Origin of the sequence: Blastococcus sp. TF02A-26 (genome assembly GCF_003319125.1) — a bacterium.
Classification (GTDB): Bacteria; Actinomycetota; Actinomycetes; order Mycobacteriales; family Geodermatophilaceae; genus Trujillonella.
In genome coordinates this window covers 38,096-64,309 of sequence record NZ_QOHG01000011.1, presented here as the reverse complement: position 1 = coordinate 64,309, position 26,214 = coordinate 38,096, and the positions used below count along the sequence as shown (strand labels likewise).

Below are 26,214 nucleotides of genomic sequence, written 5' to 3'. Positions count from 1 at the left end.
GGACCCCCTCCCCCTCACCGCTCGCCGGCGCACGGCGAGCCCCGACGCTAGGCGGGCACCGCCAGCCGCGAGGCCGGCGCGGGCTCGTGGCCCAGCGGCGACCGGGTGAAGGAGCCGGTGCCGTGCGAGACCGAGCGCAGCGCCCCGGCGTAGGTCAGCAGCTCCGCCTCCGGCACCTCGGCGCGCACCGTGGTCCGGTCGCGCTCGGGATCGGGCTCGGTGCCGGTGACCCGGGCCCGCCGGGTGGCCAGGTCGCTCATGACCGGGCCGACGTACTCGCCGGGGACCACGACCGACACCTCGCACCACGGCTCGAGCACCCGGGTGCCGGCCGCCGCGGCGGCCTCGCGCAGCGCCAGGGCGCCGGCGGACTGGAAGGCGGCGTCGGAGGAGTCGACCGAGTGCGCCTTGCCGTCGACCAGCGTGACGCGGACGTCGACCATCGGGCGGTCGCCGGTCACCCCGCGGGCGGCCTGGGCACGGATCCCCTTCTCGACGCTGCCGTGGTACTGGCCGGGCACGGTCCCGCCGACGATCCGCTGCTCGAAGACGATCCCCGACCCCGGCGGCCCCGGTTCGGCCTCGACCACGACGACGGCGTACTGCCCGTGGCCGCCGGACTGCTTCACGAGGCGGCCGGTGACCCGTGCCGGGCCGGCGAGGGTCTCCACCAGCGGCACCCGGACCGGCACGGTGGCCACGGCGACGCCGTGCCGGGTGCGCAGCCGGTCCAGGAGCACCTCGGCGTGCCCCTCCCCCACGCACCACAGCAGCAGCTGTCCGGTGGTCTGCGGCCGCTCCACCCGCACCGTCGGGTCCTCGGCGGCGAGCCGCCCGAGAGCGGTGGCCAGCCGGTCCTCGTCGGCCCGCGAGGAGGCCTCGATCGCCACCGGCAGCTGCGGCACCGGCAGCTCCCACGGCGCCATCAGGTACGGGTCGTCCGGGGCCGACAGCGTGTCGCCGGTCTCGGCCGACGTCAGCCGGGCCACCGCGCACACGTCGCCGGCGGGACAGGCGGCGACCGGCCGCAGCACCGCGCCCAGCGGTGCGGAGATGGCCCCGACCCGCTCGTCGACGTCGTGGTCGGGGTGACCGCGGTCGGCCAGGCCGTGCCCGGAGACGTGCACGGCGGTGTCCGGTCGCAGGGTGCCGGAGAAGACGCGGACCAGCGAGACGCGGCCGAGGTAGGGGTCGGTGGTCGTCTTGACCACCTCGGCCACCAGCGGCCCGTCGGGGTCGCAGGCCAGCGCCGGCGCGGGCCGGCCGTCGGGCCGCGTGACGGCCGGGCACCCGTGCTCCCTCGGGCACGGGAAGGCGGCGACGAGCAGGTCGAGCAGCTCCGGGACGCCGACGCCGGTCAGCGGGGACACGCAGAGCACCGGGTGGAAGTGGCCGCGGGCGACCGCGGTCTCCAGGTCGGCGACGAGGTCGGCGACCACGAGCTCCTCGCCGGCGAGGTAGCGGTCCATGAGCGTCTCGTCCTCGCTCTCGCCGATCACCGCCTCGATCAGCTCGGCCCGCAGCCGGTCGGCCTCGGCCTCGTCGGGGGCGTCGGGGTGCGGTTCGAGCAGGGAGACCAGCCCCCGGACGCCGCCGTCGGCACCGCGTTGCACCAGGTGCAGCGGGAACACCCCCTCCCCCAGCATCGTCTGGCACGCGCGCACCGTGTCGTCGACGTCGGCGCGGGAGCGGTCGAGCTGGGTGAGGACGACGGCCCGCGGCAGGCCGACCGCCGCGCACTCCTCCCACAGCTGGACCGTCGCGGCGTCGACCCCGCCGGCGGCGGAGACGACGAAGAGGGCGGCGTCCGCCGCGCGCAGGCCGGCCCGGAGCTCGCCCACCGAGTCCGGGGACCCGGGGGTGTCGAGCAGCGTGATGCGGTGGCCGTCGTGCTCGACGGTGGCGACACCGAGCCCGACGGAGCGCTGCAGCCGGACCTCCACCTCCTCGCTGTCCAGGCAGGTGGTGCCGTCCTCCACCCGCCCGGCCCGCGGGAGGGCGCCGGCGGCGACCAGCAGCGCCTCGGCCAGCGTCGTCTTGCCCGCTCCGGCGTGGCCGACCAGCGCCACGTTGCGGACCCGCTCGGCGGCTCGCGGGTCGGGTGCGGGGGCGGTCTCCTTGGCCATGGCGGGCTCCTACGCGGCAGCGACTGGCTGGTGTGGTGTGGGTCACACCCTGCCCGGACCGCCGCGTCGCGGGCAAGAGCCCCCGGACACTGCTGCGCCGCCGGACCCGGCTGGGTCCGGCGGCGCAGCGCTGCCCTACCTCAGTCGACGACCCGCGGGCCGCTGGGCTCGCCGTCGCGGATCGGCAGGCCGATGGCCTTGATCTCCAGGTACTCCTCGAAGCCCCAGGAGCCGTTGCGCCGGCCCAGGCCGCTCTGCTTGTAGCCGCCGAGCGGGGTCTTGAGCCCGAAGTACGAGCCGCCGTTGACGACCATCGTGCCGGCCCGCATCTGGAGGGCCACCTCGAGAGCGCGGTCCTCGTCGGCACTGGCGACCTCGCCGGAGAGGCCGTAGATGGTGTCGTTGGAGATGGCGATCGCCTCCTCCTCGGTGTCGTAGGGCGTCACCGTGAGGACGGGGCCGAAGATCTCCTCCTGGCCGATCCGGGACCTGGGGTCGACGTCGGCCAGCACGGTCGGCTTGGTGAAGTAGCCGGGCAGGTCGGCCGGGGCCTCGCCGCCGGTGACCAGCCGGGCGCCGGACGCGATGCCGTCCTGGATGAGGCCGAGGACCTTCTGCTGCTGGGTCCGGCTGATCTGGGCGCCCTGGATGTTGTTGGGGTTCCACGGGTCGCCGTACGGCATCATCTCCATCGCGCCCTTGAGGATCGCGATGCCCTCCTCGTAGCGGGCGCGCGGCAGCAGGATGCGGCTGGCCAGCGTGCAGCTCTGACCGGAGTTGAAGCAGGCGGTGCCGGCCGCGGTGGGCAGGACCGACATGAGGTCGGCGTCGTCGAGGACGATCAGGCTGGACTTGCCGCCCAGCTCGAGCATCACCTTCTTCACCGTGGAGGCGCCGGCGGCCAGGATCGAGCGGCCGACGGCGGTGGAGCCGGTGAAGGTCACCATGTCGACGTCCGGGTGGGCCGCGAGCGCGCCGCCGACCTCGTTGGACTCGCCCACGACCACGTTGAAGATGCCCGGCGGGATGTCGGTCTTCTCGGCCACGATGCGGCCGAGCTCCGTGCCCATCCACGGGGTGAGCTGGGCCGGCTTGAGCACCACGGCGTTGCCGGCCATGAGCGGCGGCACCGACTCGGCGATGTTCAGGTACAGCGGGGTGTTCCACGGGGTGATGGCCGCGACGACGCCGATGGGGTCGTACTGGATCACGCGGCGGGAGCTCATGCCCATGGCCGTGTCGGTGCCGAGCTCGCGCAGGTACTCGAAGGTCCGGCCGAACTCGGGCCAGTGGGCCGACTCCTCGACCGGATGCGCGATCTGGATGCCGTAGGTGCCCATGATCGGCGTGCCGGTCTCGGTGACGACGATCCGCCGCAGCCGCTCCTGCTCCTCCTCCAGCGCGCGGTGGAGCTGCATCAGGCAGTGGTAGCGGAACTCGACGTCGCGCTTCCAGTTCGTCTGCTCGAAGGCGCGCCGGGCGGCCTTGACGGCGCGGTCGACGTCGGCGGGCGTGCCGTCGGTGCACTGGCCGGCGATCTCGCCGAGGGCCGGGTTCTCGACGTCGAACTTGGCGCCGCTGGCGGTCTCCACCAGCTCGCCGTCGATGAGGATGCGCTCCTCACCGGCCAGGACCCCGGACTCGCTCTGCACCGCTGTCATCTACTTGCTCCCACAGGTCGGACGACGTCGCGCCGCGCCGGAGGTCCCGGACCGCGATCCATCGACAGTTCGGCAAGTGTGTAACAGTCGTCACAGGCCTGACAAGGTCCGCGACCGCCGCGGTCCGCCCCGCCCGCGGGGAGCACCGGACGCACCGCGTCCGGCACTCCCCGCGGACGGCGCTCAGCCGACCCGGTCGCCCTGGAGCTCGGCGAGCTCCCGCTGGACGAGGGCCTCGTGCTCCTCCTCGTCCTGCCGGGCCTTGCGCGGGCTCCAGCGGCCGGCGAGGACGAACACGAACGGCAGGAAGACGATCTGCCCGGCGACGCAGACCCACCACCAGGTCTGCCACTGCCCCGGGTTGTCGTCGGCGGCCTCGGCCACCTCCGGCCCGTTCGCGGCCAGGTAGTCCAGCTGCTCCTCGGTGAACGTGCCCGAGGCGGCCGTGAGGTCCGCGCCGTAGCGCGCGCCGGCCTCCAGGGCCTCGGGGTCGGCGCCGGACAGGTCGATCAGCCGCTGCAGGGCGGCCGCGGAGTCGACACCCAGGCCGTCCTCGATCTGGCCGACCGCCGCGCCGATCGCCGTGGCGTCGGTCGGGTCGGCCTGCAGGGCCGACAGCGTGTCGGGCTCGATCGCCTGGGCGGTCACGAGCTGCTCCGAGACGCCCGCGATCCCCTGCACCGTGTCGGCGTCGGCCCCTTGGACCGTGGCGACCTGGCCGAGGAGCGTGCCGAGGGCGTCGGCGTCGGTGGGGTCGCTCTGCACCCGCTCGGCGAGCTCCGGGTCGATGCCCGTGATGATCGCGAACTCCTCGGGGTGCTCGGTCTGCATCTCCTGGATCGGCTCGGCCTTGTCGACCAGCACCGAGGTGGCGGGGACGACGAGCGTGAAGACGGCCAGGGAGACGGTGACCACCAGCCGCAGGATCCAGCCCCAGATGGCCAGGCCGGTCGCGGTGGCGGCCGGGTTGTGCCGCTCGACGGTCTCGGTGAAGCTCGCCATCCACGCCACGTAGGCCATGCCGCCGCCGGCCGCCGACAGCACGAAGTAGAACGCGATGGTGTGGTAGCTGGTGTCCGGGTCGGTGGCCGACAGCGCGAACAGGACGCTGCCGACCAGGCCGATGGCCGCGCCGAGGACCATGAACGGCTTGCGGACGCGGAACCGGTCGGTCAGCACGCCGGTCACGACCAGCGCGATCGCGTTGGTGATCCAGTACCAGTTGGCCAGGGCGTTGGCGCGGGCCTCGGAGTAGCCGTAGACGGTCGCGAAGTAGACGACCGTGAAGCCGACGAGGATGTAGTACAGGAGCAGGAAGACGCTGATCGCGAAGGCCGAGCCGACGACGTCGAAGCGCAGCATCTGCTTCCAGTGGCCCTGCAGCGCCTTCTCCGGGTCGATCCCCGCGGCCCGCGCCTCGATCAGCGCCCGGTCGCGCATGCTCACCATGAGCTGGTCGCGCAGCGCCGGGGACAGCTCGCGCAGCCCGATGAACGCGATGACGAAGACGACGAGCCCGGCGATCCCGCAGACGTAGAACTGGAACCGCCAGTCGGGGTGGCTGTCGAGGGTGTTGCTGGAGACCAGGGTGACCACCAGGCTGCCCAGCACCGGCCCGAGGGTCCAGAAGCCCATCGCCACGCCGCGGCCGACCTGCGGGGAGAAGTCGCGGATCAGCGCCGGCGTGGCGACCAGGACGACGCCCTCGACGAAGCTCAGCAGGGCGAAGAGCACGGTGAACAGCGTCTTGTCGCCCGCGTGCGGGAGCCCGGCCAGGGTGATGAGGCCGGTGGCCAGCAGGCCGTAGACGACGAGGTTGGCCCGGCCCCACCGGTCGGCCAGGCCGGCGAACAGCGAGGCGAACGCCCCGACGAGGTTGCCGATGACGGAGACGAAGACGTAGAGCGTGAAGGAGAAGTCGAGGTCGGCGATGATCTGGGTGGCGACCGACCCGCCGACGTACAGCTCGTAGTACAGGATGATCGTGGCCAGCACGGTGATGCCGAGGTACAGCGAGCGCGGCCCGTTCTCGGGGTAGCGCTGCAGCTGGCGGTCCCAGATGCCGGCCCGTCGGCCGGCGGGGAGGCCCTCGTCGCGCAGCGACGGCACGGTCGTGGAGCTCATCTACGTCCCTTCTCCGGGTGTGTGGCATGGGCCACACCGCGGCGGAACGATAGGGATCCGGGCCCGGCCGCGCAAAGCAGGCGCCCCGGACGACGTCGGGGGCCGCTCCGGAACGCTCCCGGAACGGCCCCCGACGGGGTGTGCGGATCGATCAGCTGTGGACGTCCCCGACGTCCTCGCCGGCCAGGAAGTCGGCGATCCAGTCGATCAGCCGGGTGCCGTCGACCTCGGTCTCGTACAGCTCGTCACCGGCGGAGAGGACGTGCGTGTCCCCCGGGCTGACCCAGTGGTCGAGGTCGACGCCGGAGCTCTCGATGAACGCGTTGTTCTCGTCGATCATGTCGACCAGCGGGGTGTCGGAGAACCCGATGAGATCGGAGAACCGGCGCTGCACCTCGTCGTCCTCGGTGTTGATCGTGGCCAGCTGGATGCCGGGCACGTGCTCGCTCGTCTGGACGAACAGCGCCGGCAGCGACCAGGCGGCCGGCGGGTCGCCGGCGGCCTCCGGCCAGTCCGGGAGCCCGTCGAAGATGCCCCACAGCCCGCCGATGGCGGTGGTGATCGCCTCGTCGCCGGGGTAGGCCCCCGAGGCGTCGGCCACGACGCTGATCTGGGCGTCGGGCAGCAGGTCGTGCGCCAGGCCACCGTAGAGCGGGGCCCCTGCCGAGCCGGCGCTCTGCCCGAGCACGATCACCTGCTCGGCGTCGGGGAACCGCTGGGCCATGTCCTCCAGCGCCGTGGTGGCGTTGGTGCGGCCCTTGTGCTGGACGACGACGCCGTTGCCGTAGTCGTGCGTCGCGGTGCCCAGGTGCAGGTCACCGGTGCAGTACGGCACGTAGACGATGCTGGCGCCCGCGAGCGGGTTGTCCGGGTTGGAGAGGTCGAGGATGCCGGCGTCCCCGCGGGGCTCGCCGTCGTACTCCTGGAGGTTCGGCGTGAACGTGGCGCCCTCGCCGGGCGCGCAGGTCTCGGCGCTGAAGCAGGCGCCACCGCCCTCGAGGAAGAACACGACGCGATCGGCGTCGCCCTGGTGGACCCAGTAGTGGTACTCGGTGGCGTCGCTGCACTGGCAGTCGGACGGGGCCTCGACCTTCTCCCAGGAGATCTCCTCGGCGGCGCTGATCTCGGGAGCCGCCGTCGACGCGGCGTCGCCGCCGGAGGAGTCGTCGTCGGAACAGGCCGCGAGCCCGGAGAGGGTTAACGCGGCGACAACAGGGGGCAACAGGCGCCGGAACATGGGCGGACTGTAGCCGGACGGTCCGGGGCCGGAACGCAGCCCCTGTGACGTGGCGCACGGACGGGACCGCGCAGGCCGCGGTCCCGTCCGCCGGCCGTCAGACCACCTGGAACGCGTAGGACGCCGCGGTGACCGCCCGGCCGGCGGAGCCCTCGTCGACCAGGGTGAGCTGCACCCCCACCGGCCCTCCGTCCCCGGCGCCCCGGACCGCACGGGCGTCGGCCCGGAAGGGCCCCTCCTTGCCGCGGGCCAGGAACATGACGTGCGCGCTGGTCACCTGGAGCCGGTCGGTGCCGACCACGGCGGAGGCGGCCTCGATGGCGGCCGTCTCCAGGACGACGTGCTGCGGGCCGATGTGCAGCGCGGCGTCCGGGGAGGCGAGCTCCCCCCGCAGGTGCGGCAGCTGCCAGTGCCCGTCCGCCCGCCGGGAGGCGCCGAACACCTGCCACAGCGGGGGCAGGTCGGGCGAGTCCTCGACGTGCATCACGGCGTCGTCGTCGAAGCGCTGCAGGCCCTCGGGCACCTCGCCGATGGAGGCCCCCTGGGACTCGACGAGCGCGATGACCCGGTCGTGGTCGTCGGCGTCGACGATGCGCGCCCGGCCGAACTCCATGGTCCGGCCGGTCTTGAGCGAGACCACGTCCACCACCTCGATCCGCCGGACGCCGCGGGCGTCGTCCAGGACCTGGAGCGAGTGGACGACGGGGTTGGGCACCGTCTGGAGGTCCGACCTCCCCCCGGCGGCCGGGCAGGTGATCGCCAGCGGAGCGGCCAGGACCCCGCCGGCGGCGTTGCGCATGTCGTGCCGCAGCGCCACGGTCTCGTCCACCGCCGTGGTGTTCATCCCGGCGAAGGCGCGGCCGATGTAGCGGTAGCTCAGCAGCGCGCCCCAGCGGGCCCGCAGCTCCTCCGCGTAGTCCTCCGGCCGCACCTGCCGGATGTCCCCGTGGACGTTCCCGGCCATCGCCCCCACCTCACCGCACCGACCGCAGGGCCCGGACGGGCCGCCCGACCGGCGGTCACGCTATGCCCCCGGCGACAGCGACGGGAAGGAGCCGCCGCAGGGCTGTCCCGGGCCGGCCGGCTGAGTAGCGTCTGTGATGCACACCACAGCACGAAGGGTGGGAGTTGCCATGACCGCCACCGAGCAGCGCACCCTCCCGGAGCAGGGCGGGCAGGCGCCTCCCCGGGAGCACGTCGACGTCCTGGTCGTCGGGGCCGGCGTCTCGGGCATCGGCGCCGCACACCACCTGCGGGAACGCTTCCCCGACCGGTCGTTCGTGCTGCTCGACGCCCAGGACGCGCGCGGCGGCACGTGGTGGACCCACCGGTACCCGGGGGTGCGCTCCGACAGCGACCTGTTCACCTACGGCTACCGGCACAAGCCCTGGCGCGGCCCCTCCATCGCCGCCGGCGGGGAGATCCTCGCCTACCTCGACGAGGTCATCGCCGAGGACGACCTGGCGCCGCACATCCGCTACCTGCACAAGGTGACGGCGGCCAGCTGGTCGACCGGGGACCGGCGGTGGACGGTGCAGGTCACCCGGCTCGACACCGGGCAGGAGCTGCAGTTCACGACGGACTTCCTGTGGATGTGCCAGGGCTACTACAACCACGCGGAGCCGCACCAGCCGCGGTGGGAGGGCATGGAGCGGTTCGCGGGCCGGGTCGTGCACCCGCAGGACTGGCCCGAGGACCTCGACCTGACCGGCACGCGCGTCGTCGTCATCGGGTCCGGCTCCACCGCCGCGACGCTGATCCCGGCGATCGCGCAGCAGGCCGAGCACGTGACCATGCTGCAGCGCTCGCCGTCCTACTTCCTCGCCCCGCCGCTCACGCACGAGCTCGCGGTCACGCTGCGCCAGCTGGACATCCCGGAGGACTGGACGCACGAGATCCTCCGCCGCGCCTACACCGCACAGTTCAACGAGCTGGCCCGGCTGGCGCACGAGGCGCCCGACGAGCTGCACACCTTCCTCATGGAGTCCATGCGGCCGCTGCTGCCCGAGGGCTTCGACGTGGAGAAGCACCTCACCCCCCGCTACCGCCCGTGGCAGCAGCGCATCGCGATCGTCCCCGAGGGCGACCTGTTCGCCGCACTCCGGGAGGGGAAGGCCTCGATCGTCACCGACACCATCGACACGTTCACCGAGACGGGGATCCGGGTCGGCTCCGGCGAGGAACTGGAGGCCGACGTCGTCGTCACGGCCACCGGCTTCGACCTGTCGGTCTTCGGCGACGTCGCCTTCACCGTGGACGGCGAGGCGGTGCACTTCCCCGAACGCGTCACCTGGCGCGGCATCATGATCAGCGGCATCCCGAACATGGCCTACGTCTTCGGGTACTTCCGGCACAGCTGGACGCTGCGCGTCGACCTCGTCAGCGACCTGGTGATCCGGCTGATGGAGACCATGCAGCTCAAGGACGCGACCATGGTGGTCCCGACGCTGCGCGACGAGGACGCCGGCATGCAGGTGCGCCCGTGGTCGGACCCGGAGGACTTCAACGCCGGCTACGTCATGCGCTCGCAGCACGTGCTGTTCAAGCAGGGCGACCGCGAGCCGTGGATCCACATGCTCGAGCACGCGGCCGAGATGGAGATCCTGCCGAAGGTCGACCTCGACGACGGATCGCTCGTCTACCGCTGACACTCCCCCACCGCCCCGACCCACCCGCGAGGAGCCCTCATGCCCCAGGTCGCCGTCCGGACCGGAGTCCCGCTCAACTACGAGATCAGCGGAGAGGGCGACCCCCTCCTGCTGGTCATGGGGACGTCGGGGTCGATCCTGCTCTGGGGGGAGATGGTCCAGCGGCTGTCCCAGCGGTTCCGGGTGATCGCCTTCGACAACCGCGGGCTCGGCGGCAGCGGGCGCGGCGAGGGCGCGATCTCGGTGGCATCGATGGCTGAGGACACCTCCGCCCTGCTCGAGGCGCTGGAGATCCCCCGGGCGCACGTCATGGGCTGGTCGCTGGGCTCGGCCGTCGTCCAGGAGCTGGCGCTGGCCCACCCCGAGCAGGTCGCCAGCGCGGTCATGTACGCCACCTGGGGCCGGTGCGACGGCTTCCAGCGGTCCGTCCTCGCGGCGCTGCGGTACCCCTACGTGCACCGCGACCTCGAGACGGCGCTGGCGACCGCCGGCCTGGCCTTCTCCCCGCAGCTGCTCGACTCCCCGGATCTCGAGGCGATGCTCGGGGCGATGCTGCCGGCGTTCCCGCAGGACGAGGACCAGATGCAGGTCACGGTCGAGCAGTGGGACGCCGACCTGGCGCACGACACCCTCGACCGGCTCGGCGGCATCACCGCCCCCACCCTGGTGCTCGTGGGCGAGCAGGACCTGCTGACCCCGCCCTGGCAGGCGAGGAAGGTCGCCGACGCCGTCCCCGGTGCCCGCTTCGAGCTGCTGACCGGCCCCGGGTCCAGCCACTGCGTGCACATGGAGCGGCCCGACGACGTGGTCGGGCCGGTCACCGCGTTCCTGGCGGAGCACTCCCTGCTCCAGCAGACCTGACGGCTCCGAAGGTGTCGCTGTCGGCCAGCACCGTGTAGACCTCCCACCGCTCGCCGTCGGGGCCGGTGACCCAGGCCTTGTCCTGCCGGGCGTAGCAGCAGGTGGTGCCGATCTCCTCGTCGGCGACCAGGCCCTCGCCGGACAGCCGCGCGATCTCGTCCCGCACCTGCTCGGTGGCCTCCACCTCGATGCCGAGGTGGTTCAGCACCCCGCCGCGCCCAGGGTTCTCCAGCAGGACCAGCTTGAGCGGCGGGTCGGCGACCGCGAAGTTGGCGTACCCGGGCCGGCGCTTGGCCGGCTCGGTGCCGAGCAGGGCGCGGTAGAAGGCGACGGCGGCGTCGAGGTCGTCGACGTCCAGGGCGAGCTGGATGCGGGACACGGGCACTCCTGGGTCTGAGACGTACGTCGAAGGGGTGACGACACCACCGTGCCCACCTCTTTGACATTCGTCAAGAAGGTGGGCACGATCGCCGTCATGCCCAAGGCCCTGCCCGTCATCGACGCCACCGCGCCGGTCTGCTGCGCGCCGGTCGCTGCCTCGCCGATGGACGAGGACTCGGCGGTCGAGGTCGCCGTCCGGCTCAAGGCGCTGGCCGATCCCGCCCGGCTGCGGCTGCTCTCGCTGCTCCTCGCCGAGCAGGAGGTCTGCACGTGCGACCTCGCCCCGGCGGTCGGGCTGACCGAGGCGACCGTCTCCCACCACCTGGGGCAGCTGAAGAAGGCCGGGCTCGTCTCCGGGGAGCGCCGCGGGATGAACGTGTACTACCGCGCCCACCGCGACGCGCTGGGCGCCCTGGCACGGGTCCTCGACCCGGACTGCTGCTGACGGCGATGAGCGATCTCGTCTCCAGGAACGCCCGGGGCGCCGCGTCCGCGCCGGTGCTGACCCGGCTGTCCACCCTGGACCGCTTCCTGCCGGTGTGGATCATCGCCGCGATGGCGCTGGGCCTGGGGCTGGGCCGCCTGGTGCCCGGCCTGGACGGCGCGCTCGACGCCGTCCGGATCGGTGAGGTCAGCCTCCCGATCGCGATCGGCCTGCTGCTGATGATGTACCCGGTGCTGGCCAAGGTCCGGTACTCCGAGCTCGACCGGGTGACCGGCGACCGCACGCTCCTGGTCGCCTCCCTGGTGCTCAACTGGCTGCTCGGCCCGGCGCTGATGTTCGCGCTGGCCTGGCTGCTGCTGCCCGACCTGCCCGAGTACCGCACCGGCCTGATCATCGTCGGGCTGGCCCGCTGCATCGCCATGGTGCTGATCTGGAACGACCTGTCCTGCGGCGACCGCGAGGCCGCTGCGGTGCTGGTCGCGATCAACTCCGTGTTCCAGATCGTCGCCTTCGCCGCCCTGGGCTGGTTCTACCTGCAGGTCCTGCCCGGCTGGCTGGGCCTGTCGACCACCTCGGCGGAGTTCGGCGTCGGGGCGATCGTGCTCAGCGTCCTGGTGTTCCTCGGCATCCCGCTGGTGGCCGGCTTCCTGACCCGCACCGTCGGGGAGCGCACCCGCGGTCGCGACTGGTACGAGGGCCGGTTCCTCCCCCGGATCGGTCCGGTCGCCCTCTACGGCCTGCTCTTCACGATCGTGATGCTGTTCGCCCTGCAGGGCGACGCGATCACCTCGCAGCCCGCGGACGTCGCCCGGATCGCCCTGCCGCTGCTCGCCTACTTCACCCTGATGTTCGGCGGCTCGTTCCTGCTCGGGCTGCGGCTGCGGCTGGGCTACGCGAAGACCGCGACGCTGGCCTTCACCGCCGCGGGCAACAACTTCGAGCTCGCCATCGCCGTCGCCATCGGCACCTTCGGGATGACCAGCGGCCAGGCGCTCGCCGGCGTCGTCGGGCCGCTCATCGAGGTCCCGGTGCTCGTCGCGCTGGTGTCGGCGTCCCTGTGGGCCGCCCGCCGGTGGTTCCCCGGCGATCCCACCGTCCCCGATCCCGCCCGGAGCGCCCCGTGACCCGACCCAGCGTCCTGTTCGTCTGCGTGCACAACGCCGGGCGGTCCCAGATGGCCGCCGGCTGGCTGCGCTCCCTGGCGGGCGACACCGTCGAGGTCCGGTCCGCCGGCTCGCTGCCCGCCGACCGGATCAACCCCGCCGCCGTCGAGGCGATGGCCGAGGTCGGGATCGACATCACCGACCAGGTGCCGACCGTGCTCACGACCGAGGCCGTCGAGGTCTCCGACGTCGTGATCACCATGGGCTGCGGCGACGCCTGCCCGGTCTTCCCCGGCAAGCGCTACCTCGACTGGCCGCTCGACGACCCGGCCGGCCGGGGCGTGGACGCCGTCCGCCCCATCCGCGACGAGATCGAGGCGCGCATCCGGGCGCTGCTCGCCGAGCTGCGGGCCCGCTGAGCCACTACGGCGAGCTGGGCTCCTCCCCCGCCCACGCGGCCCGCAGGAGGAACTCGACACCGTCCCGGGTGACCGGGCGCGGGTTGGCGTACGGGCTGGCGACCGCGAGCTCGGCGATCCGCGGGACGTCGTCCTCCCGCATGCCCAGCTCGGCGAGCGAGCGCGGGGCTCCGAGCCGGCCGGCGAGCTCCCACAGCGCCCGGGCCGGGTCCGCCACCCCACCGAGCGCCCGCGAGAGCGCGGCGACCGCGCCGGGGGCGGCGGGCTGGTTGTAGGCCAGCGCGTGCGGCAGCACGACGGTGTGCGTCTGCGCGTGCGGCAGGTCGAGCGTGCCGCCGAGGGTGTGGCAGAGCTTGTGGTGCAGCGACATGGTCGTCGCGGCGAGCACGGCACCGCACAGCCACGCGCCGTACTGCGCCTCACCACGGGCGTCGACGTCCTGACCGTCGGCGACCACGCGTGGGAGAGCGGCGGCCAGGGCGCGGGCCCCCTCCTCGGCCATGAGCGACACGATCGGCGTCGCGTCCGGGGCGTAGAGCCCCTCGACGGCGTGCGCGACGGCGTTCATGCCGCTCGTGGCCGACAGCTGCGCCGGGAGGCTCAGCGTCAGCGCCGGGTCGTAGACGACGGCCCTCGGCAGCACCCGGAGGTCGCGGCCGGTGCGCTTGGCGCCGCCCTCGGTGAGCCCCCAGACCGGCGTCATCTCCGAGCCGGCGTACGTCGTCGGGACGGCGATGATCGGCAGGCCGTGCTCGAGCGCGATCGCCTTCCCCAGCCCGACCGCCGACCCGCCGCCCACGGTGACGCACCCGTCGGCCCCGAGTTGCGCCGCGACCTCGCGGGCCCGGTGGGCCACCTCGACCGGCACGTGCATGCGTGCCTCCGCCAGGACGCCGGCGGCCCGGCTCCCCAGCGCGGCGGCGACCTGCCGGCCGGTGTCCTCCTGCTCGGGTGAGCACAGGACCAGCACCCGGTCCAGTCCGAGGCGGTCGACCTCCGCCGGCAGCCGGTCCAGCGAGCCGGCGCCGAACAGCACCCGCATCGGCAGCGCCTCGTAGGTGAACGGGGCGATCACGACGGCTCCTCCACGGTCCGCAGCAGCGTCACGTCGACCGTGAGCGTCCGGAAGGGGTTGGGCAGCCCGGCCTCCGCGGCCCGCGCCGGGTCGTCGACCTCCGGTACCTCCCGGACGAGGCTCCCCTTCACGCCGAAGACGGCGTCGGAGTCCAGGTAGGGCGAGTCGGCGACGAACACGTGCGTGGTCACCGGCCGGTGGCCCTCGGCCGCCACGATGAAGTGCAGGTGCGCCGGCCGGTTCGGGTGCCGCCCGGTGGCCGTCAGCAGTTCCCCGACCGGCCCGTCGTCGGGGATCGGGTAGTAGCGCGGCACGACCGACCGGAACCAGAACCGCCCGTCCTGGTCGGTGCGGAACAGCCCGCGCAGGTTGCCCGCCGGCTGGACGGTGGGCTGCTGCACGTCGTAGAAGCCGTCCTCGTTGGCCTGCCACACGTCGACGGAGGCGCCGGCGAGCGGCTCTCCGTCGGGACCGGTCACCCGCCCCGACACCAGGCACGGGGTCCCCTTGCCGTCGAGGGCGATGTCGTCGCCGAGTGCGCGCGCCGGTGACTCCACCATGTGGAAGGGCCCGAGCACGGTCGACTCCGTCGCGGCACCGCCGGTCCGGTGGTTGATCGTCTCGACGAGCATCGAGACCCCCAGGACGTCGGACAGCAGGATGAACTCCTGGCGCACCTCGTTGCTCGTGTGCCCGGTGCGGGTGAGGAAGTCGACCGCGGACTCCCACTCCTGCTGGGTCAGCTCGACGTCCTTCACGAACGCGTGCAGATGGTGCACGAGCGAGGTCAGCACCCGTTCCAGGCGTGGATCGGGGGTGTGCCGGAAGCTGGCGGCCACCACCTCCGCGGAGGCCTCCTCGCTGAACAGCTGCACGTCGCTCATGCCGGCAGGCCCGCCGGGCGGTCGAGCACGGCGCGCAGCGCCTGCTCCAGCTGCGCCTCGGCCTCGGCGTCGGACACGGCCCGGGCGGAGCGGAAGGCGACGTAGTTGTCCGGGCGGGCCAGCAGGGCGCCGCCGTCATCGATGCCGCGGACCCGGGCCCAGTCGCCGTACAGGTCGTCGTACAGGTCGTCGTAGCGCCGACCGGGACCGATCACCGCGGCCGCGACCTCGACCCCCAGCCGCTCCCCCACGACCTCCGCCGCGCGCACCCAGCTGTCGCCGCCGATCCCGGTGAAGACCGTGAACCGCCCGTGCCCGCCCAGGTCGAGGGTGGAGATCTGGCGCCGGTGGTCGGTGGTCAGCCAGGCGTGCGGCAGCTTCGCGCCGGGGCGCGAGGTCGCCTGGGAGTAGAGCTCCGGGTCCCGGAGCGGCTGCTCCGGCGGCGTCCCGTCGGGCACCACCGCCGAGGACGCGTAGCGCTGGTCCATCTCGACGCCGTGGCAGTTGAACTCGTAGTCCTTGAAGGCGATCGCCTCGCGCAGCGCCGCGCGCTGCTTCTCCGCCTCCGGGGTGGCGTCCTTGCGGGCGGCCATGTGCTCGACCATCAGCTCGGGGTCGGCGGTGTCCAGCAGGCCGAGGGCGTCGAAGATGCGGGCGGTGTCGCCGATGCTCTGGTTGGCCCGGTCGACGATCTGCCGGCCGACCGGCGCCCGTTCGGCCGTGTAGCTGTCCAGCAGCCCCGGACCGGCCTGCCCCTTCACGACCATCGCCAGCTTCCACGCCAGGTTGTAGGCGTCCTGGATCGAGGTGTTGGAGCCCAGCCCGTTCGACGGCGGGTGCCGGTGGACCGCGTCCCCGGCGCAGAACACCCGGCCGGCGGAGTAGCGCTCGGCGGACATGTGGTTGACCGTCCACGCCGAGCTGGAGCTGATCGACACCTCGACCGAGTCGTCGCCGACCAGCTTGTGGACGATCGAGCGCGCGTACTCCTCGGTGAGGTCGGGAGCCGGGCCGTTGATGTCGTAGCCCCAGACGATCAGCCACTTGTGCCACGGCCGCACCATGCGGACCAGGCCCGCGCCGATGCCGCCGACGTCGGCGCCGGGCTGGAGCACCCAGTAGAGGACCGAGGGCCGGTCGGCGACGAGGTGGGACAGGTCGGCCTCGAAGACGATGTTGATGCTGCCGCCGACACCCATCTGCCCCCGCAGCGGCAGGCCGATGTCGTCGGCGATCTGGCTGCGGCCCCCGTCGGCACCGATGACGTACCGGGCGCGGATGTCGTACTCGTCACCACGCAGGCGGTCGCGCACCCGCACGGTCACGCCGTCGTCGTCCTGCTGCAGCGACAGGTACTCGGTGTCGAACCGGACCCGCGCGCCCCGGGACTGCGCGTTGTGGAGCAGCACCGGCTCCATGAGGTCCTGCGGCATGTCGCACATCCGGGAGGGGCTGGCCGCCGAGTAGTCGGCGAACCGGTCCGGCCGGGTCCCCCAGCTGTGCAGCCGGCCGAGCTCCTCCCCGGCGATGGACGTGCAGTAGACGAGGTTGCCCATCAGCTCCTGGGGCGTCGCCTCGGCCATCACCTCCTCCTCCACCCCGAGGTCGCGGAGGGCCTCCATCGTGCGCTGGTTGGTGATGTGCGCCCGCGGCGTGTCGGCCAGCCGGCCGTACTTCGTGATGACCGTCGTCGGCACGCCGTAGGTCGCCAGGGCCAGCGCCGCCGCGGACCCGGCCGGGCCGCTGCCGACGACGAGGACGTCCGTGTCGAGGTCTGCCATGGGGTGGCTCTCCTTTGTCGCTCGGGTCACAGCTCGTCTGCGAGTGTGCGGCGCGCCGAGGAGGAGCTCCTGCATGATCCGGCCGTCTTCGCTGCACGAAACGCGCGCGGCGGAGGCCGGCGAGGCGGCCGGTCAGGCTCCGCGCCGGACCGCCCCGGGCGTGGTGTCCAGGTGGGCGCGCATGACGCGGGTCAGGTGCTCCTGGTGCGAGAACCCGCACCGGACGGCGACCTCGGCGATGGGGGTGCGGCTCGTGCGGAGCAGCCGGCAGGCGGAGTCCACCCGCAGGCCCAGCAGGAACCGGTGCGGCGCCAGGCCGGTGCGCGCCTTGAACTGCCGGCTGAACTGGCTGACGCTCAGCCCGACGACCGCGGCCAGCTCCGCCAGCGGTACCGGCTCGGCCAGCCGGTCCTCCATCACCGTGCGCACGGCGGCGAACTGGCGGTCGCTCAGCCCGACCGTCGACCGGTCGTCGGCGGCGTGCTGGGCCGCCCGGGCGGTGCCGTGCCGGCGGACCAGCTGAGCGGCCACCATGGTGCCCAGCTGGTCGACGTAGGTCCGGGCGGCCGGCTGCCAGCCGCGGAGGGTCTCGTCCATCGCCAGGACCAGCTGCTCCAGCAGCCGGTCGCTGGTGCCGAGCTCCTCCGCCAGCTCCGCCGGCTGGTCACCGCCCGCGGCGTCCTGGAGCACCTCGTCGCTGAGGTAGAGGTGCGCGGTGTGCAGGAGGCCACCGAGCTCGACGGTCAGGTCCCGCCCGGCCGGGTGGATGAACAGCCCGCCCGCGGGCACCTCCCGGGACCGGCTCGCGCGCCCCTGGCCTCGTCGGACCACCACCGGGCCATCCAGGTGCAGGATCACCAGGTGGGTGTCGGCGGCCGCGAACGACTGGCTGTACGGGCGCTCCCGCTGGACGGAGAGGTACTGCCTGTCCCACCCCAGGCCGGCGCTGGTCCGCTCGGGCTCCACCCACGGCTGCCGGAGGATGCCGTTGGTGTGCGCAAGGCCTAGTTCACTCGACACGGACCGTCCTTCTGGCCAACCGGGTGCGCGCTCGTCGTGTGGCTCGCACCACAGGATAGGCGCGCCGGCGCAGGCCGGACCCCGATCGGACGGTCGCCCGTGCCGTCCGTCCTCCGATCGTGTCCCGCGTGGGGCGGTGGGCCTCCGGGCCGCTCAGGTCCCCCGTCCCACCCGGTACCCGGTCGGGAAGACCGACAGCCGGCCGCGGGTGAGCCCCCACAGGCCCTTGGGCGCCAGCAGCGTGACGGCGATCGCGATGACCCCGACGACGACCAGGTACCAGTTGCCCAGGTCGGCGAGGCCGTCCTGCAGCAGGTAGTAGACGACCGCGCCGATGATCGGGCCCTCGATCGTGCCGAGGCCGCCGATGACCACGATGAAGATCATCGTGGCCGAGTAGTCGACGCTGAAGATCGAGCCGGGCTGGACCCGCAGCGTGTTGGCCACGATCACCGCGCCGGCCAGTCCGCAGCCCACGGCCGCGAGCACGAAGACCAGGCGCTTGGCGCGGGTGACCGGGACGCCCGAGGAGCCCGCCGCGGTCGGCTCGTCGCGGATGGCGGTCAGCGCGAGCCCGATGCGCGAGCGCATCAGCAGGTACACGGCGAGCACGACGACGACGGCGACCCCCAGCGCGACCCAGTAGACGTAGGCGATCCGGTACTGCGGGTCGATGCCGCTGAACGCGGTCAGCGAGGCACCCGATCCCGCGCCCACCTCGTCGACCTGGATGACCAGCAGCCGCACGACCTCCGCGATGACCCACGTGCCGATCGCGAAGTAGCCGCCGGACAGCCGGAACGCGAGGTAGGACGTCGCCCACGCCACGAGCCCGCACGCCAGGGCGGCGAGCGGGATCGACACGAAGGGGTCCAGGCCGAGCGTCCCGGCGAGGTACACCAGGCCGTAGCCGCCGAGCCCGATCCACGCCTGCTGGCCGATGGACACCATGCCGCCGTAGCCGGCCAGGAGGTTCCACATCGTGCCGAGCACGATCAGCGAGAAGAGGCCGACCAGGTCGATCTGGGTGCCCCGCGAGGAGACGTAGGGCAGGTAGGCCAGGACGGCGACGGCGACCACCAGGACGCCGCCACCGATCCACGCCGCCGGGCCGCTGCGCCGCACCCGGACGCCGCCCGACCCCGCCGAGGGCGGGACGGCGTCCTGCCCGGCACCGCGCGCCGCGGGCTCGACCCGGGTCACCGGGCCACCGCCGCGGGGAGCAGGCCGCGGGGGCGCACGGCCAGGACCACGAGGAAGACCAGGTGGCCGGCCAGGATCCCGTAGGCCGGGTCGATCGCGGCCCCGACGGTCTGCGCGACCCCGAGCACCACTCCCCCGGCGAGGGTCCCCCAGAGGGAGCCGAGCCCACCGATGACGACGGCCTCGAAGGCGAAGATCAGCGTCGTCGCCCCGGCGCCCGGGTCGAACGTGGTGCGCGAGCCGAGGAAGACCCCCGCCACCGCGACCGTGCCGAGTGCGATCGCCGTCGCGATGGCGTAGAGCCGCCGGTTGTCGATGCCCATCAGGCGGGCCGCCTCCTGGTCGTCGCTGGTCGCCCGCATGGCGCGGCCGGTCCGCGTGCGGGCGAGGAACTGGCCGAGGCCGGCCACCACCAGCAGGCCGACCACCGCGGAGAGGAGCGGGAACCAGCCGATGGAGAGGCCGTCGGTGACGCGGATGCTGGCCGTGCCGAGGGACCCCACGTCCAGGCGCTGGGCGTCGGCGGAGAACTGCTCCAGGAGCAGGTTCTGCAGCACGATCGCCAGGCCGAAGGTCACCAGCAGCGGAGCGAGCTCGCCCCCGCGCAGGGCCCGGTCCAGCAGCCCGCGCTGCAGCACGTACCCGACCGCCGCCATGACCGGGACGACGACGAGCAGGGAGAGGAAGGGGTGCCAGCCGAGGCGGTCGGCGACCTCGAGGGCGAGGTACGCGGCGCCGATGGCCAGCACCCCGTGCGCGAGGTTGACGATGCGCATGACCCCGAACATCAGCGACAGTCCCGCCGCGACCAGCGCGTAGAGCCCGCCGAGCAGGATCCCCTGCACGACGGCGTTGACCCAGGTCATCGCGCCTCCACCCCGAAGTAGGCCGCCGCGAGCTGCGCGTGGTCGACGTCGGCGGCGGCGGCCTCGAGGACGGTCCGGCCCTCGAGCAGGCACTGCACGCGGGAGGCGACGGCGAGCGCCTGGTTCACGTCCTGCTCGACGACGAGGACGGTCGTGCCCTGCTCGGTGATCCGGGGCAGCGCCGCGTACAGCTGCGCGACCACGACCGGGGCCAGGCCCAGGGACACCTCGTCCAGCAGGAGCAGGCGGGGGTTGGCCATCAGCGCGCGGCCGATGGCGACGGCCTGCTGCTCCCCTCCGGAGAGGTTGGCGGCGGGCCGCGCGCGCCGCTCGGACACCAGCGGGAACAGGTCGTAGACACGGGCCAGGTCCCAGGGGCCCGGACGGCGGGCGTGACCGCCGACCCGGAGGTTGTCCTCGACCGTGAGGCTGGGGAACAGCCGCCGTCCCTCCGGGGACATCGCGATGCCCCGGGCGACACGGACGTGCGCGGGCACGCCGTCCAGCGACGTCCCGTCGAGCCGCACGTCGCCCCGCTGCGGCCGGAGCAGCCCCGCGATCGTCTTGAGCAGGGTCGACTTGCCGGCGCCGTTGGCCCCGATGACGGCCAGCGTCTCCCCCTCGGCGACCCGGACCGACAGGCCGCGCAACGCGGGCAGGTCGCCGTAGGCCACGGTGACGTCGTCGACCTCGAGGAGCGGGGTGCTCACGTCTCCTCCACGACCGGGTCGTCGCCGGCGATCGTCGAGCCCAGGTAGACCTCGACCACCTGTGGGTCGGCGAGCACCGCGTGCGGGTCGCCCACGGCCAGCACCCGGCCGTAGGTGAGGCACATCAGCCGGGTGACGACGGCGACCAGTGCGTGCACCACGTGCTCGATCCAGACGACCGCCACCCCGGCGCGGACCAGGTCGCGGACGGTCTCGACCAGCGCCGGGACCTCGGCCTCGGTGAGTCCACCGGCGATCTCGTCGAGCAGGACCAGCCGGGGGTCGGTGGCCAGTGCCCGGGCCAGCTCCAGCCGCTTGCGGTCCAGCAGCCGCAGGGACCCCGCCGGGGTGTTGGCCGCGTCGGCGAGCCCGGCGGTCTCGAGCGCGCGGTGCGCGGCCTCGGCGGCCGCGCGACCGGTGTGGCCGCCGCCGAAGGACGCGGCCACCAGCGCGTTCTCGAACACCGTCATGCCGCCGAACGGGCGCGGGATCTGGTAGCTGCGCCCGATGCCGGCGCGGCAGCGGGCCGCCGCGTCGGCACGGGTGACGTCCGCGCCGTCGAAGCGGACCGTGCCGCCGTCGGGCCGCAGCACGCCGTTGACGACGTTGAGCAGGGTCGACTTCCCGGCGCCGTTCGGGCCGACGATGCCGAAGGCCTCCCCCGGGGCGATCGAGAAGGAGACGTCGTCGAGGACGGTGAGGCGGCCGAACCGCTTCCCGACCCCGGCGACCTCCAGGAGGGGCGCGGTCATCAGGACAGCGGCTCCACCGTGCCGGCGGCTGGGATCTCCGGCGCCTCGCTGTTGCTCACGACGACCAGCTCGAACGGGTGCTCGCCACCCTCGGCGGCCCGCCACTGACCGCCGACCAGCGGGGTCTTGGCGACGTTGGGCACCGGTCCCGAGGTCCAGTCCAGGTCGCCGACGATCGTGGACACCTGGAGTCCGGACAGCGCGTCGGCGACGGCCTGGGAGTCGGTGCTGCCGGCCTCCTCCAGCGCCGCGACGGCCACCTCGAAGAGGGCGTGCACGAACCCGATGGGCTGCGTCCACTGCTGGCCGGTCTCCTGCTCGTACGCGTCGGCCAGCTCCTGGGCGCTCTGGTCGGTGAGGGAGCTGGTGAAGGGGTGCTGCGGGCTCCACCAGACCTCGGTGCTCAGGCCGTCGGCCGACGGGCCGATGGCCTCCACCGCCGAGGGGAACAGGATCGCCTTGGCGACCGTGGCGATGACCGGCCGGAAGCCCTGCTGCTGGGCCTGCTGCCAGAACGTCGCGAAGTCCGGCGGGATCGGGACGCCGGCGAGGATCTGCGCGTCGGCTCCCTGGAAGGCGGCGATCTGCGCGGAGAAGTCCTGCGTGCCGTTCTCGTACAGGCCGGGGTCGTTGATGGTGTAGCCGTTGGCGTCGACGGCGCCCGGGAAGTCACCGCTCCACGCGTTGCCGTCGGGGTCGTTCGGCCAGAGGGCACCCACCTGCTGGTTCGTGGTGACCTGGCCCCACATGTCCTGGTAGACGGCCTCGACGTCCTCCAGACCCCAGAAGAAGTGGTAGGTCCAGTCGAACGCCTCGTCCTCGGTGCCGCCGCGACCGAAGAAGAACGGCTGCCAGGGGGCGACGGTCGTGATGCAGGGGACGCCGTTGGCCTCGCACTGGTCGGCGACGGGGTTGACCGTGTCGGGGGTCGAGGCGGCCAGGATGAGGTCGGCGCCGTCGTCGTTGATCAGCTCACCGGCGACCTCGCCGGCCCGGCGGGAGTCCGACTGGGTGTCCTTGACGACGATCTCGACGTCGTAGCTGGTGCCGCCGACCTCGATCGGGTTGTCGGCGAAGTACTCGGTCATCTGGTCGACGACGAAGGAGTCGGCCTCCCCGAAGGGCGCCAGCGCCCCGGTCTGCGGGGTCACGTAGCCGATCACCAGGGTGTCGCCGTCACCTCCTCCGGCGTCGTCGTCGCCGAGACCGCCGCCGCACGAGCTGAGTGCGAGCACGCCGGCTGAGGCGAGGGCGAGCCCCCGGAGGGGCCCCCAGGGCAGGGTGCGACGGTGCACGGCTTCTCCTTCGGAGGACGGGAGCGACGGCCTCCGAGTGTGAGGGCGACCACACGCCCGCTTCCTGCACGATCGGGCTCTCTTCCCTGCACGAAACGCGCGCCCGGCACTGCCCGATGGAGGAGCGCGGTCAGCCGCTGAGCCGCCCCCGACCCGCGGTCACCGCGAGCCCGTCCCGCGCGCGGCGCGCCGGAGGGCGAGGGCCAGGTGCAGGCGCAGCCGGCCCTCGGCGCACCGGAGGTCCCAGCCGAGCATCGACTCGGCGGAGGCCAGCCGGTCCTGCAGCGTCGAGTGGTGCACCCGCAGGACGCGCGCGGCGCCGCGCAGGCTGTCGGCGCGGACGACCGCGTCGAGGGTGGCCAGCACCCAGGGCGCGTTCGCCGCGGCCCGGTCCAGCGTCCGGACGTCGGGCTGCGGCCCCGGCTCGGCGTCGGCCGCGCGGACGAGGAGCGCGAGCGCGCCGAGGGACTCGGCGGAGACGACCCGCGGGCCCGGGTCGTCGTCGGTGCCCGCGGCCGTGAGGCGCAGCGCGAGCCGGGCCCCGGCCCAGGAGGCCGGCAGGTCGGCGACGCCACCGACCCCGCCGATCCCGGCCCGCTGCCCGGGCGGCGGACCGTCGCCGGCCGCCACGACCAGGGCCCCGCCGTCCGGCAGGGCGACCGCACGGCAGGACGCGGGCAGGCCCAGCCGCCGGGCCACCGCGAGCCGTTCCGCCTCGTCGACGTCGTCGTCGAGCACCACCCGCAGGAATGCGGGGTCGTGCCCGCGGCCGCGGGACGGGCTGCGCGCGAGCACCGCCGCCGCGGCCGCGGCGGCCCGCTCCAGGACGACGGCCTCGACGGTCCCGACCGGGCCGGTCCGCTCGAGGACGAGGACCGCACCGTCGGCGGACACCTCGGTGGCGGGCCACGCCGGGTCCGGCTCGCCCTCGGGCGGGACCGCGACGCCGTCGGCGAGGACCCGGACCGTGAGCCGCCGGGCCGGGTCGACCAGCCGGACGGGACAGCCGGCGAGGGACGCCGCGCCGCGCACGATCGACTGCAGCCCCGCCCGGGAGGCCATGAGCGAGTCGAAGTGACCGACGACCCGGACCGCCGCGCTGGCCTGCGGGTCCAGCTGGGCCAGGCGCAGGGCGAGGTCGTTCACGCGCTCATGGTGCTCTGCCGGGCACCGGGTGACCAGCGGTCCGCGGCGCCGGAGGGAGCCCGCGGGGTCAGGGCGCCAGGAGCCGGCGCAGCCACCGCAGGCGGGCGGCCTGCGCCTCCTGCGACAGCTGCGCCTGGGGCGCGATGGTGTCGAACCCGTGGAAGCCCCCCGGCCAGACGTGCAGCTCGGCGCGCCCGCCGGCCGCCCAGAGCCGGCGGGCGTAGTCGACGTCCTCGTCGCGGAAGGTCTCCGCAGAGCCGACGTCGATGATCGCCGGGGGCAGCCCCGACAGGTCGGTGGCCCGTGCGGGGGCGGCGTACGGGGACACGCCGTCGCTGCCGCGGTCGGCGCCCAGCAGGGCGTTCCAGCCGACCTCGTTCGCCGCCCGGTCCCACACCCCGGTGCCGGCCATCTGGAGCGCCGAGGCCGAGTCGTTGCGGTCGTCGAGCATGGGCGCCATGAGCACCTGGCCGGCCAGCGCCGGGCCTCCGCGGTCGCGCGCCATCAGGGTGAGCGCGGCGGCCAGCCCACCGCCGGCGCTCGTGCCGGCGACCACGATCCGGTCGGGGTCGATGCCCAGCTCGTCGGCGGAGTCGGCCGTCCAGACCAGACCGGCGTAGCAGTCCTCGACCGGTCCGGGGTGGGGCGTCTCGGGGGCGAGCCGGTAGTCCACCGAGACGACGGCGAGCCCGAGGTCCTGCGCCCAGGTGAGCGGCTCGGTCACACCCATGCGGTTGTCGCCGAGGATCATCCCGCCACCGTGCATGTAGTAGACCGCGCCGACCGGTGCCGGGGCGTCGGTCGGGCGGCAGAGCAGCAACCGGACCTCGGGCGCGCCGGCCGGACCGGGGACGGCGCGCTCCTCGACGGTGAACCGGCCGCCGCAGGCGAGGTCGTCGTCCGTCGGCGCCATCGGGTTCGGCCGGCGCAGCAGCGGGATCATCTCGGCCGTCAGGGGCGGCAGCCCGGTGAAGGCCGCGAGCGCGGCGGCCAGCTCCGGGTCGACGGGGACCGCGGCCTCGGCGGGGGGCGACGTGAGCGTCATGGGACCTCCGGTGCGACGGGCGATCGGCGGTGACCGCGAGCCCAGCCTGTCCCGCCCGGCTCCGGCCGACCAGGCGCCGAACGGCGGGTTCTCACCGCCACTTGTCGGGTTCAGCCGCGGTGTGGCCGCTGTCACTGTGGCGCTCGGCCGCCCACCCGCCGGTGGGTGCCGGTCGCCGAGCACGAGGAGAGCACTGCCCATGCGAACGAGGACCCTCACGGCGGTCGGCGCCGCGTGCGCCCTGCTGCTGGCCGCGTCGGCCTGCGGCACCGACGACGAGAAGGAGGACGGCGGGCCCTCGACCGGCGGCGGCTCGCAGACGCTGGAGCTGGGTGTGATCACGCCCATGAGCGGCCCGGCCGCGTCGACCTACGGCGAGGCGGCCCGCACCGGGGTGGAGGCGCGGATCGCCGCCTACCGGGAGGAGGGTGGGGAGTGCGCGGACGTCGAGATCGAGATCGTCGACGGCGACGACGCCTCCACCCCTGCCGGGGCGCTCACCGCCGCGCAGCGACTGGTCCAGCAGGAGGACGTCTACGCAATCCTCTCCAGCAGCGCCAACCTGTTCGGGGCCACCCAGTTCCTGACCAGCCAGGCCGCGGACGTCCCGATCCTGGGTGACGTCACCGACCAGAGCCCCGAGTGGCGGCAGCCGGGCAACAACATGTTCCCGGCCCAGCCGGTCCCCGACCCCGAGGCCGTCTACTCCATCCTCGGCGAGTACATGGCGGCGATCGGCGGCACGAGGATGGGCGGCGCGGCCTTCCAGATCCCGGCCTCGCAGGGCGCGCTCGAGGCAGCGGCCCGGTCGGCCGAGGCGGCGGGCCTGGACGTCGGCTACCTGAACACCAGCGTGCAGCTCGGCAGCACCGACGTCGGTCCGATCGTGCTCGGGGTGGAGGAGTCCGGCACCGACGTCCTGTACCTGCCGATCACCTTCGACACCGCCCTGGCCGTGGTCGAGGGACTGGAGCAGGAGGGCGTCGAGCTGGCCGGCGTCCTGGCGGCCACCGGCTACGGCAACGACCTGCTGGACAACCCGCTCGCGATCGACGCCGCGCAGGGGGTCAGCTTCTCGGTCGGCTACGCCCCGGTGTCCCTGGGCACGGAGGCGACCGAGCGGCTGGCCGACGCCGTCCGCGACCAGGGCGTGGAGTCCGGCATCCCCGGTTATGCGATGTCGTCCGGGTGGATCAACGCCGACCTGTTCCTGCACGGGCTGGAGCTGGCCGGCTGCGACGCGACCCAGCAGGAGTTCATCGACGCGCTGAGCTCCGACGACACCTACGACGCGAGCGGGCTGTTCCCGAGGCCGATCGACTTCACCGTCGCCGACCAGCCGGAGTCGTGCTCCTACTTCGTGACGCTGGAGGGCGAGGAGTTCGTGACCGTCGAGGAGGCCTCGCCCGTCTGCGGCGAGCGCATCGACTGA

The 26,214-nt window shown here is 73.7% G+C and carries 23 protein-coding genes; 6 read left to right on the top strand and 17 right to left on the bottom strand.

The genetic code is table 11. From position 1 onward, the window contains the following. Window positions 1-47: 47 nt before the first annotated feature. The 5 genes from DQ240_RS13755 to DQ240_RS13735 form a co-directional block, all read right to left on the bottom strand. Window positions 48-2,126: an elongation factor G-like protein EF-G2 gene (locus DQ240_RS13755; protein ID WP_113840184.1), complete on the bottom strand. Its 2,079-nt coding sequence runs from the start codon at window positions 2,124-2,126 to the stop codon at window positions 48-50. Window positions 2,127-2,266: 140 nt separating this feature from the next. Next, entirely contained in the window at window positions 2,267-3,787 is a 1,521-nt protein-coding gene (locus DQ240_RS13750) for an aldehyde dehydrogenase family protein (protein WP_113840183.1), read from the bottom strand. 183 nt (window positions 3,788-3,970) lie between these two features. Further along, entirely contained in the window at window positions 3,971-5,911 is a 1,941-nt protein-coding gene (locus DQ240_RS13745) for an MFS transporter (protein ID WP_113840182.1), read from the bottom strand. A gap of 151 nt (window positions 5,912-6,062) precedes the next feature. Next, window positions 6,063-7,148 (bottom strand): pectin acetylesterase-family hydrolase, encoded by a 1,086-nt coding sequence (locus DQ240_RS13740; RefSeq protein WP_113840181.1) that lies wholly within the window; start codon window positions 7,146-7,148, stop codon window positions 6,063-6,065. Between the two features lie 97 nt (window positions 7,149-7,245). Next, the gene (locus DQ240_RS13735) at window positions 7,246-8,112 is read right to left on the bottom strand and encodes a hypothetical protein (protein ID WP_113840180.1); all 867 of its coding nucleotides are present in this window, start codon (window positions 8,110-8,112) and stop codon (window positions 7,246-7,248) included. 169 nt (window positions 8,113-8,281) lie between these two features. Here DQ240_RS13735 and DQ240_RS13730 point away from each other — a divergent pair, with 169 nt between their 5' ends. Together DQ240_RS13730 and DQ240_RS13725 are read left to right on the top strand one after the other, a co-directional pair. Continuing rightward, on the top strand, window positions 8,282-9,796 hold the full coding sequence (locus tag DQ240_RS13730) for an NAD(P)/FAD-dependent oxidoreductase (RefSeq protein WP_113840179.1): 1,515 nt from the start codon (window positions 8,282-8,284) through the stop codon (window positions 9,794-9,796). Window positions 9,797-9,835: 39 nt separating this feature from the next. Beyond that, window positions 9,836-10,657, top strand: coding sequence for an alpha/beta fold hydrolase (locus DQ240_RS13725; protein WP_113840178.1), 822 nt, complete (start codon window positions 9,836-9,838; stop codon window positions 10,655-10,657). Here DQ240_RS13725 and DQ240_RS13720 read toward each other — a convergent pair. After that, complete coding sequence (locus DQ240_RS13720; protein WP_113840177.1) at window positions 10,614-11,036, bottom strand: ArsI/CadI family heavy metal resistance metalloenzyme; 423 nt, start codon at window positions 11,034-11,036, stop codon at window positions 10,614-10,616. The genes DQ240_RS13725 and DQ240_RS13720 overlap by 44 nt on opposite strands. 48 nt (window positions 11,037-11,084) lie before the next feature. Between DQ240_RS13720 and DQ240_RS13715 the strand changes: the two genes are divergently transcribed. From DQ240_RS13715 to DQ240_RS13705, 3 genes are read left to right on the top strand one after another with little or no spacing between them, the layout of a single operon-like run. Continuing rightward, entirely contained in the window at window positions 11,085-11,483 is a 399-nt protein-coding gene (locus DQ240_RS13715) for an Rv2640c family ArsR-like transcriptional regulator (protein WP_233498709.1), read from the top strand. 5 nt (window positions 11,484-11,488) lie between these two features. Further along, the gene (gene arsB / locus DQ240_RS13710; protein WP_113840176.1) at window positions 11,489-12,607 is read left to right on the top strand and encodes an ACR3 family arsenite efflux transporter; all 1,119 of its coding nucleotides are present in this window, start codon (window positions 11,489-11,491) and stop codon (window positions 12,605-12,607) included. Continuing rightward, on the top strand, window positions 12,604-13,005 hold the full coding sequence (locus tag DQ240_RS13705; RefSeq protein ID WP_113840175.1) for an arsenate reductase ArsC: 402 nt from the start codon (window positions 12,604-12,606) through the stop codon (window positions 13,003-13,005). The genes arsB and DQ240_RS13705 overlap by 4 nt, the downstream gene beginning before the upstream one ends. A 4-nt stretch (window positions 13,006-13,009) precedes the next feature. On the opposite strand, the gene DQ240_RS13700 is transcribed toward DQ240_RS13705, so the two are convergent. The 11 genes from DQ240_RS13700 to DQ240_RS13650 all read right to left on the bottom strand — a co-directional run bounded on the left by DQ240_RS13700 (window position 13,010) and on the right by DQ240_RS13650 (window position 24,782). Then, window positions 13,010-14,080, bottom strand: coding sequence for a maleylacetate reductase (locus DQ240_RS13700; protein ID WP_199589296.1), 1,071 nt, complete (start codon window positions 14,078-14,080; stop codon window positions 13,010-13,012). After that, window positions 14,077-14,964: a dioxygenase gene (locus DQ240_RS13695; protein ID WP_113840174.1), complete on the bottom strand. Its 888-nt coding sequence runs from the start codon at window positions 14,962-14,964 to the stop codon at window positions 14,077-14,079. The genes DQ240_RS13700 and DQ240_RS13695 overlap by 4 nt, the downstream gene beginning before the upstream one ends. Beyond that, window positions 14,961-16,745, bottom strand: coding sequence for an FAD-dependent monooxygenase (locus DQ240_RS13690; protein ID WP_113840173.1), 1,785 nt, complete (start codon window positions 16,743-16,745; stop codon window positions 14,961-14,963). The genes DQ240_RS13695 and DQ240_RS13690 overlap by 4 nt, the downstream gene beginning before the upstream one ends. Window positions 16,746-16,877: 132 nt before the next feature. Beyond that, a complete protein-coding gene (locus DQ240_RS13685; protein ID WP_199589295.1) occupies window positions 16,878-17,765 on the bottom strand; it encodes a helix-turn-helix domain-containing protein in 888 nt (295 codons plus the stop codon). A 153-nt stretch (window positions 17,766-17,918) separates the two neighbouring features. Then, window positions 17,919-18,968 (bottom strand): branched-chain amino acid ABC transporter permease, encoded by a 1,050-nt coding sequence (locus DQ240_RS13680; protein ID WP_199589294.1) that lies wholly within the window; start codon window positions 18,966-18,968, stop codon window positions 17,919-17,921. After that, the gene (locus DQ240_RS13675) at window positions 18,965-19,834 is read right to left on the bottom strand and encodes a branched-chain amino acid ABC transporter permease (RefSeq protein ID WP_113840171.1); all 870 of its coding nucleotides are present in this window, start codon (window positions 19,832-19,834) and stop codon (window positions 18,965-18,967) included. Before DQ240_RS13675 ends, DQ240_RS13680 begins: the two co-directional genes overlap by 4 nt. Further along, complete coding sequence (locus DQ240_RS13670; RefSeq protein WP_113840170.1) at window positions 19,831-20,544, bottom strand: ABC transporter ATP-binding protein; 714 nt, start codon at window positions 20,542-20,544, stop codon at window positions 19,831-19,833. The genes DQ240_RS13675 and DQ240_RS13670 overlap by 4 nt, the downstream gene beginning before the upstream one ends. Then, entirely contained in the window at window positions 20,541-21,296 is a 756-nt protein-coding gene (locus DQ240_RS13665) for an ABC transporter ATP-binding protein (RefSeq protein WP_113840169.1), read from the bottom strand. Before DQ240_RS13665 ends, DQ240_RS13670 begins: the two co-directional genes overlap by 4 nt. Continuing rightward, window positions 21,296-22,591 carry an ABC transporter substrate-binding protein gene (locus DQ240_RS13660; protein ID WP_199589293.1) on the bottom strand — a complete coding sequence of 432 codons (1,296 nt, stop codon included), beginning with the start codon at window positions 22,589-22,591 and terminating at the stop codon, window positions 21,296-21,298. The genes DQ240_RS13665 and DQ240_RS13660 overlap by 1 nt, the downstream gene beginning before the upstream one ends. Before the next feature lie 159 nt (window positions 22,592-22,750). After that, window positions 22,751-23,737: a helix-turn-helix domain-containing protein gene (locus DQ240_RS13655; protein ID WP_113840168.1), complete on the bottom strand. Its 987-nt coding sequence runs from the start codon at window positions 23,735-23,737 to the stop codon at window positions 22,751-22,753. 67 nt (window positions 23,738-23,804) lie between these two features. Beyond that, a complete protein-coding gene (locus DQ240_RS13650; protein WP_113840167.1) occupies window positions 23,805-24,782 on the bottom strand; it encodes an alpha/beta hydrolase in 978 nt (325 codons plus the stop codon). Between the two features lie 199 nt (window positions 24,783-24,981). Here DQ240_RS13650 and DQ240_RS13645 point away from each other — a divergent pair, with 199 nt between their 5' ends. Further along, the gene (locus DQ240_RS13645) at window positions 24,982-26,214 is read left to right on the top strand and encodes an ABC transporter substrate-binding protein (protein WP_158548684.1); all 1,233 of its coding nucleotides are present in this window, start codon (window positions 24,982-24,984) and stop codon (window positions 26,212-26,214) included.

Bases quoted from the DNA above. Each gene is read 5' to 3' on its own strand.
- DQ240_RS13755 (WP_113840184.1), bottom strand. From the start codon at position 2,126: ATGGCCAAGGAGACCGCCCCCGCACCCGACCCGCGAGCCGCCGAGCGG.
- DQ240_RS13750 (WP_113840183.1), bottom strand. From the start codon at position 3,787: ATGACAGCGGTGCAGAGCGAGTCCGGGGTCCTGGCCGGTGAGGAGCGC.
- DQ240_RS13745 (WP_113840182.1), bottom strand. From the start codon at position 5,911: ATGAGCTCCACGACCGTGCCGTCGCTGCGCGACGAGGGCCTCCCCGCC.
- DQ240_RS13740 (WP_113840181.1), bottom strand. From the start codon at position 7,148: ATGTTCCGGCGCCTGTTGCCCCCTGTTGTCGCCGCGTTAACCCTCTCC.
- DQ240_RS13735 (WP_113840180.1), bottom strand. From the start codon at position 8,112: ATGGCCGGGAACGTCCACGGGGACATCCGGCAGGTGCGGCCGGAGGAC.
- DQ240_RS13730 (WP_113840179.1), top strand. From the start codon at position 8,282: ATGACCGCCACCGAGCAGCGCACCCTCCCGGAGCAGGGCGGGCAGGCG.
- DQ240_RS13725 (WP_113840178.1), top strand. From the start codon at position 9,836: ATGCCCCAGGTCGCCGTCCGGACCGGAGTCCCGCTCAACTACGAGATC.
- arsB (WP_113840176.1), top strand. From the start codon at position 11,489: ATGAGCGATCTCGTCTCCAGGAACGCCCGGGGCGCCGCGTCCGCGCCG.
- DQ240_RS13695 (WP_113840174.1), bottom strand. From the start codon at position 14,964: ATGAGCGACGTGCAGCTGTTCAGCGAGGAGGCCTCCGCGGAGGTGGTG.
- DQ240_RS13690 (WP_113840173.1), bottom strand. From the start codon at position 16,745: ATGGCAGACCTCGACACGGACGTCCTCGTCGTCGGCAGCGGCCCGGCC.
- DQ240_RS13675 (WP_113840171.1), bottom strand. From the start codon at position 19,834: ATGACCTGGGTCAACGCCGTCGTGCAGGGGATCCTGCTCGGCGGGCTC.
- DQ240_RS13665 (WP_113840169.1), bottom strand. From the start codon at position 21,296: ATGACCGCGCCCCTCCTGGAGGTCGCCGGGGTCGGGAAGCGGTTCGGC.
- DQ240_RS13650 (WP_113840167.1), bottom strand. From the start codon at position 24,782: ATGACGCTCACGTCGCCCCCCGCCGAGGCCGCGGTCCCCGTCGACCCG.
- DQ240_RS13645 (WP_158548684.1), top strand. From the start codon at position 24,982: ATGCGAACGAGGACCCTCACGGCGGTCGGCGCCGCGTGCGCCCTGCTG.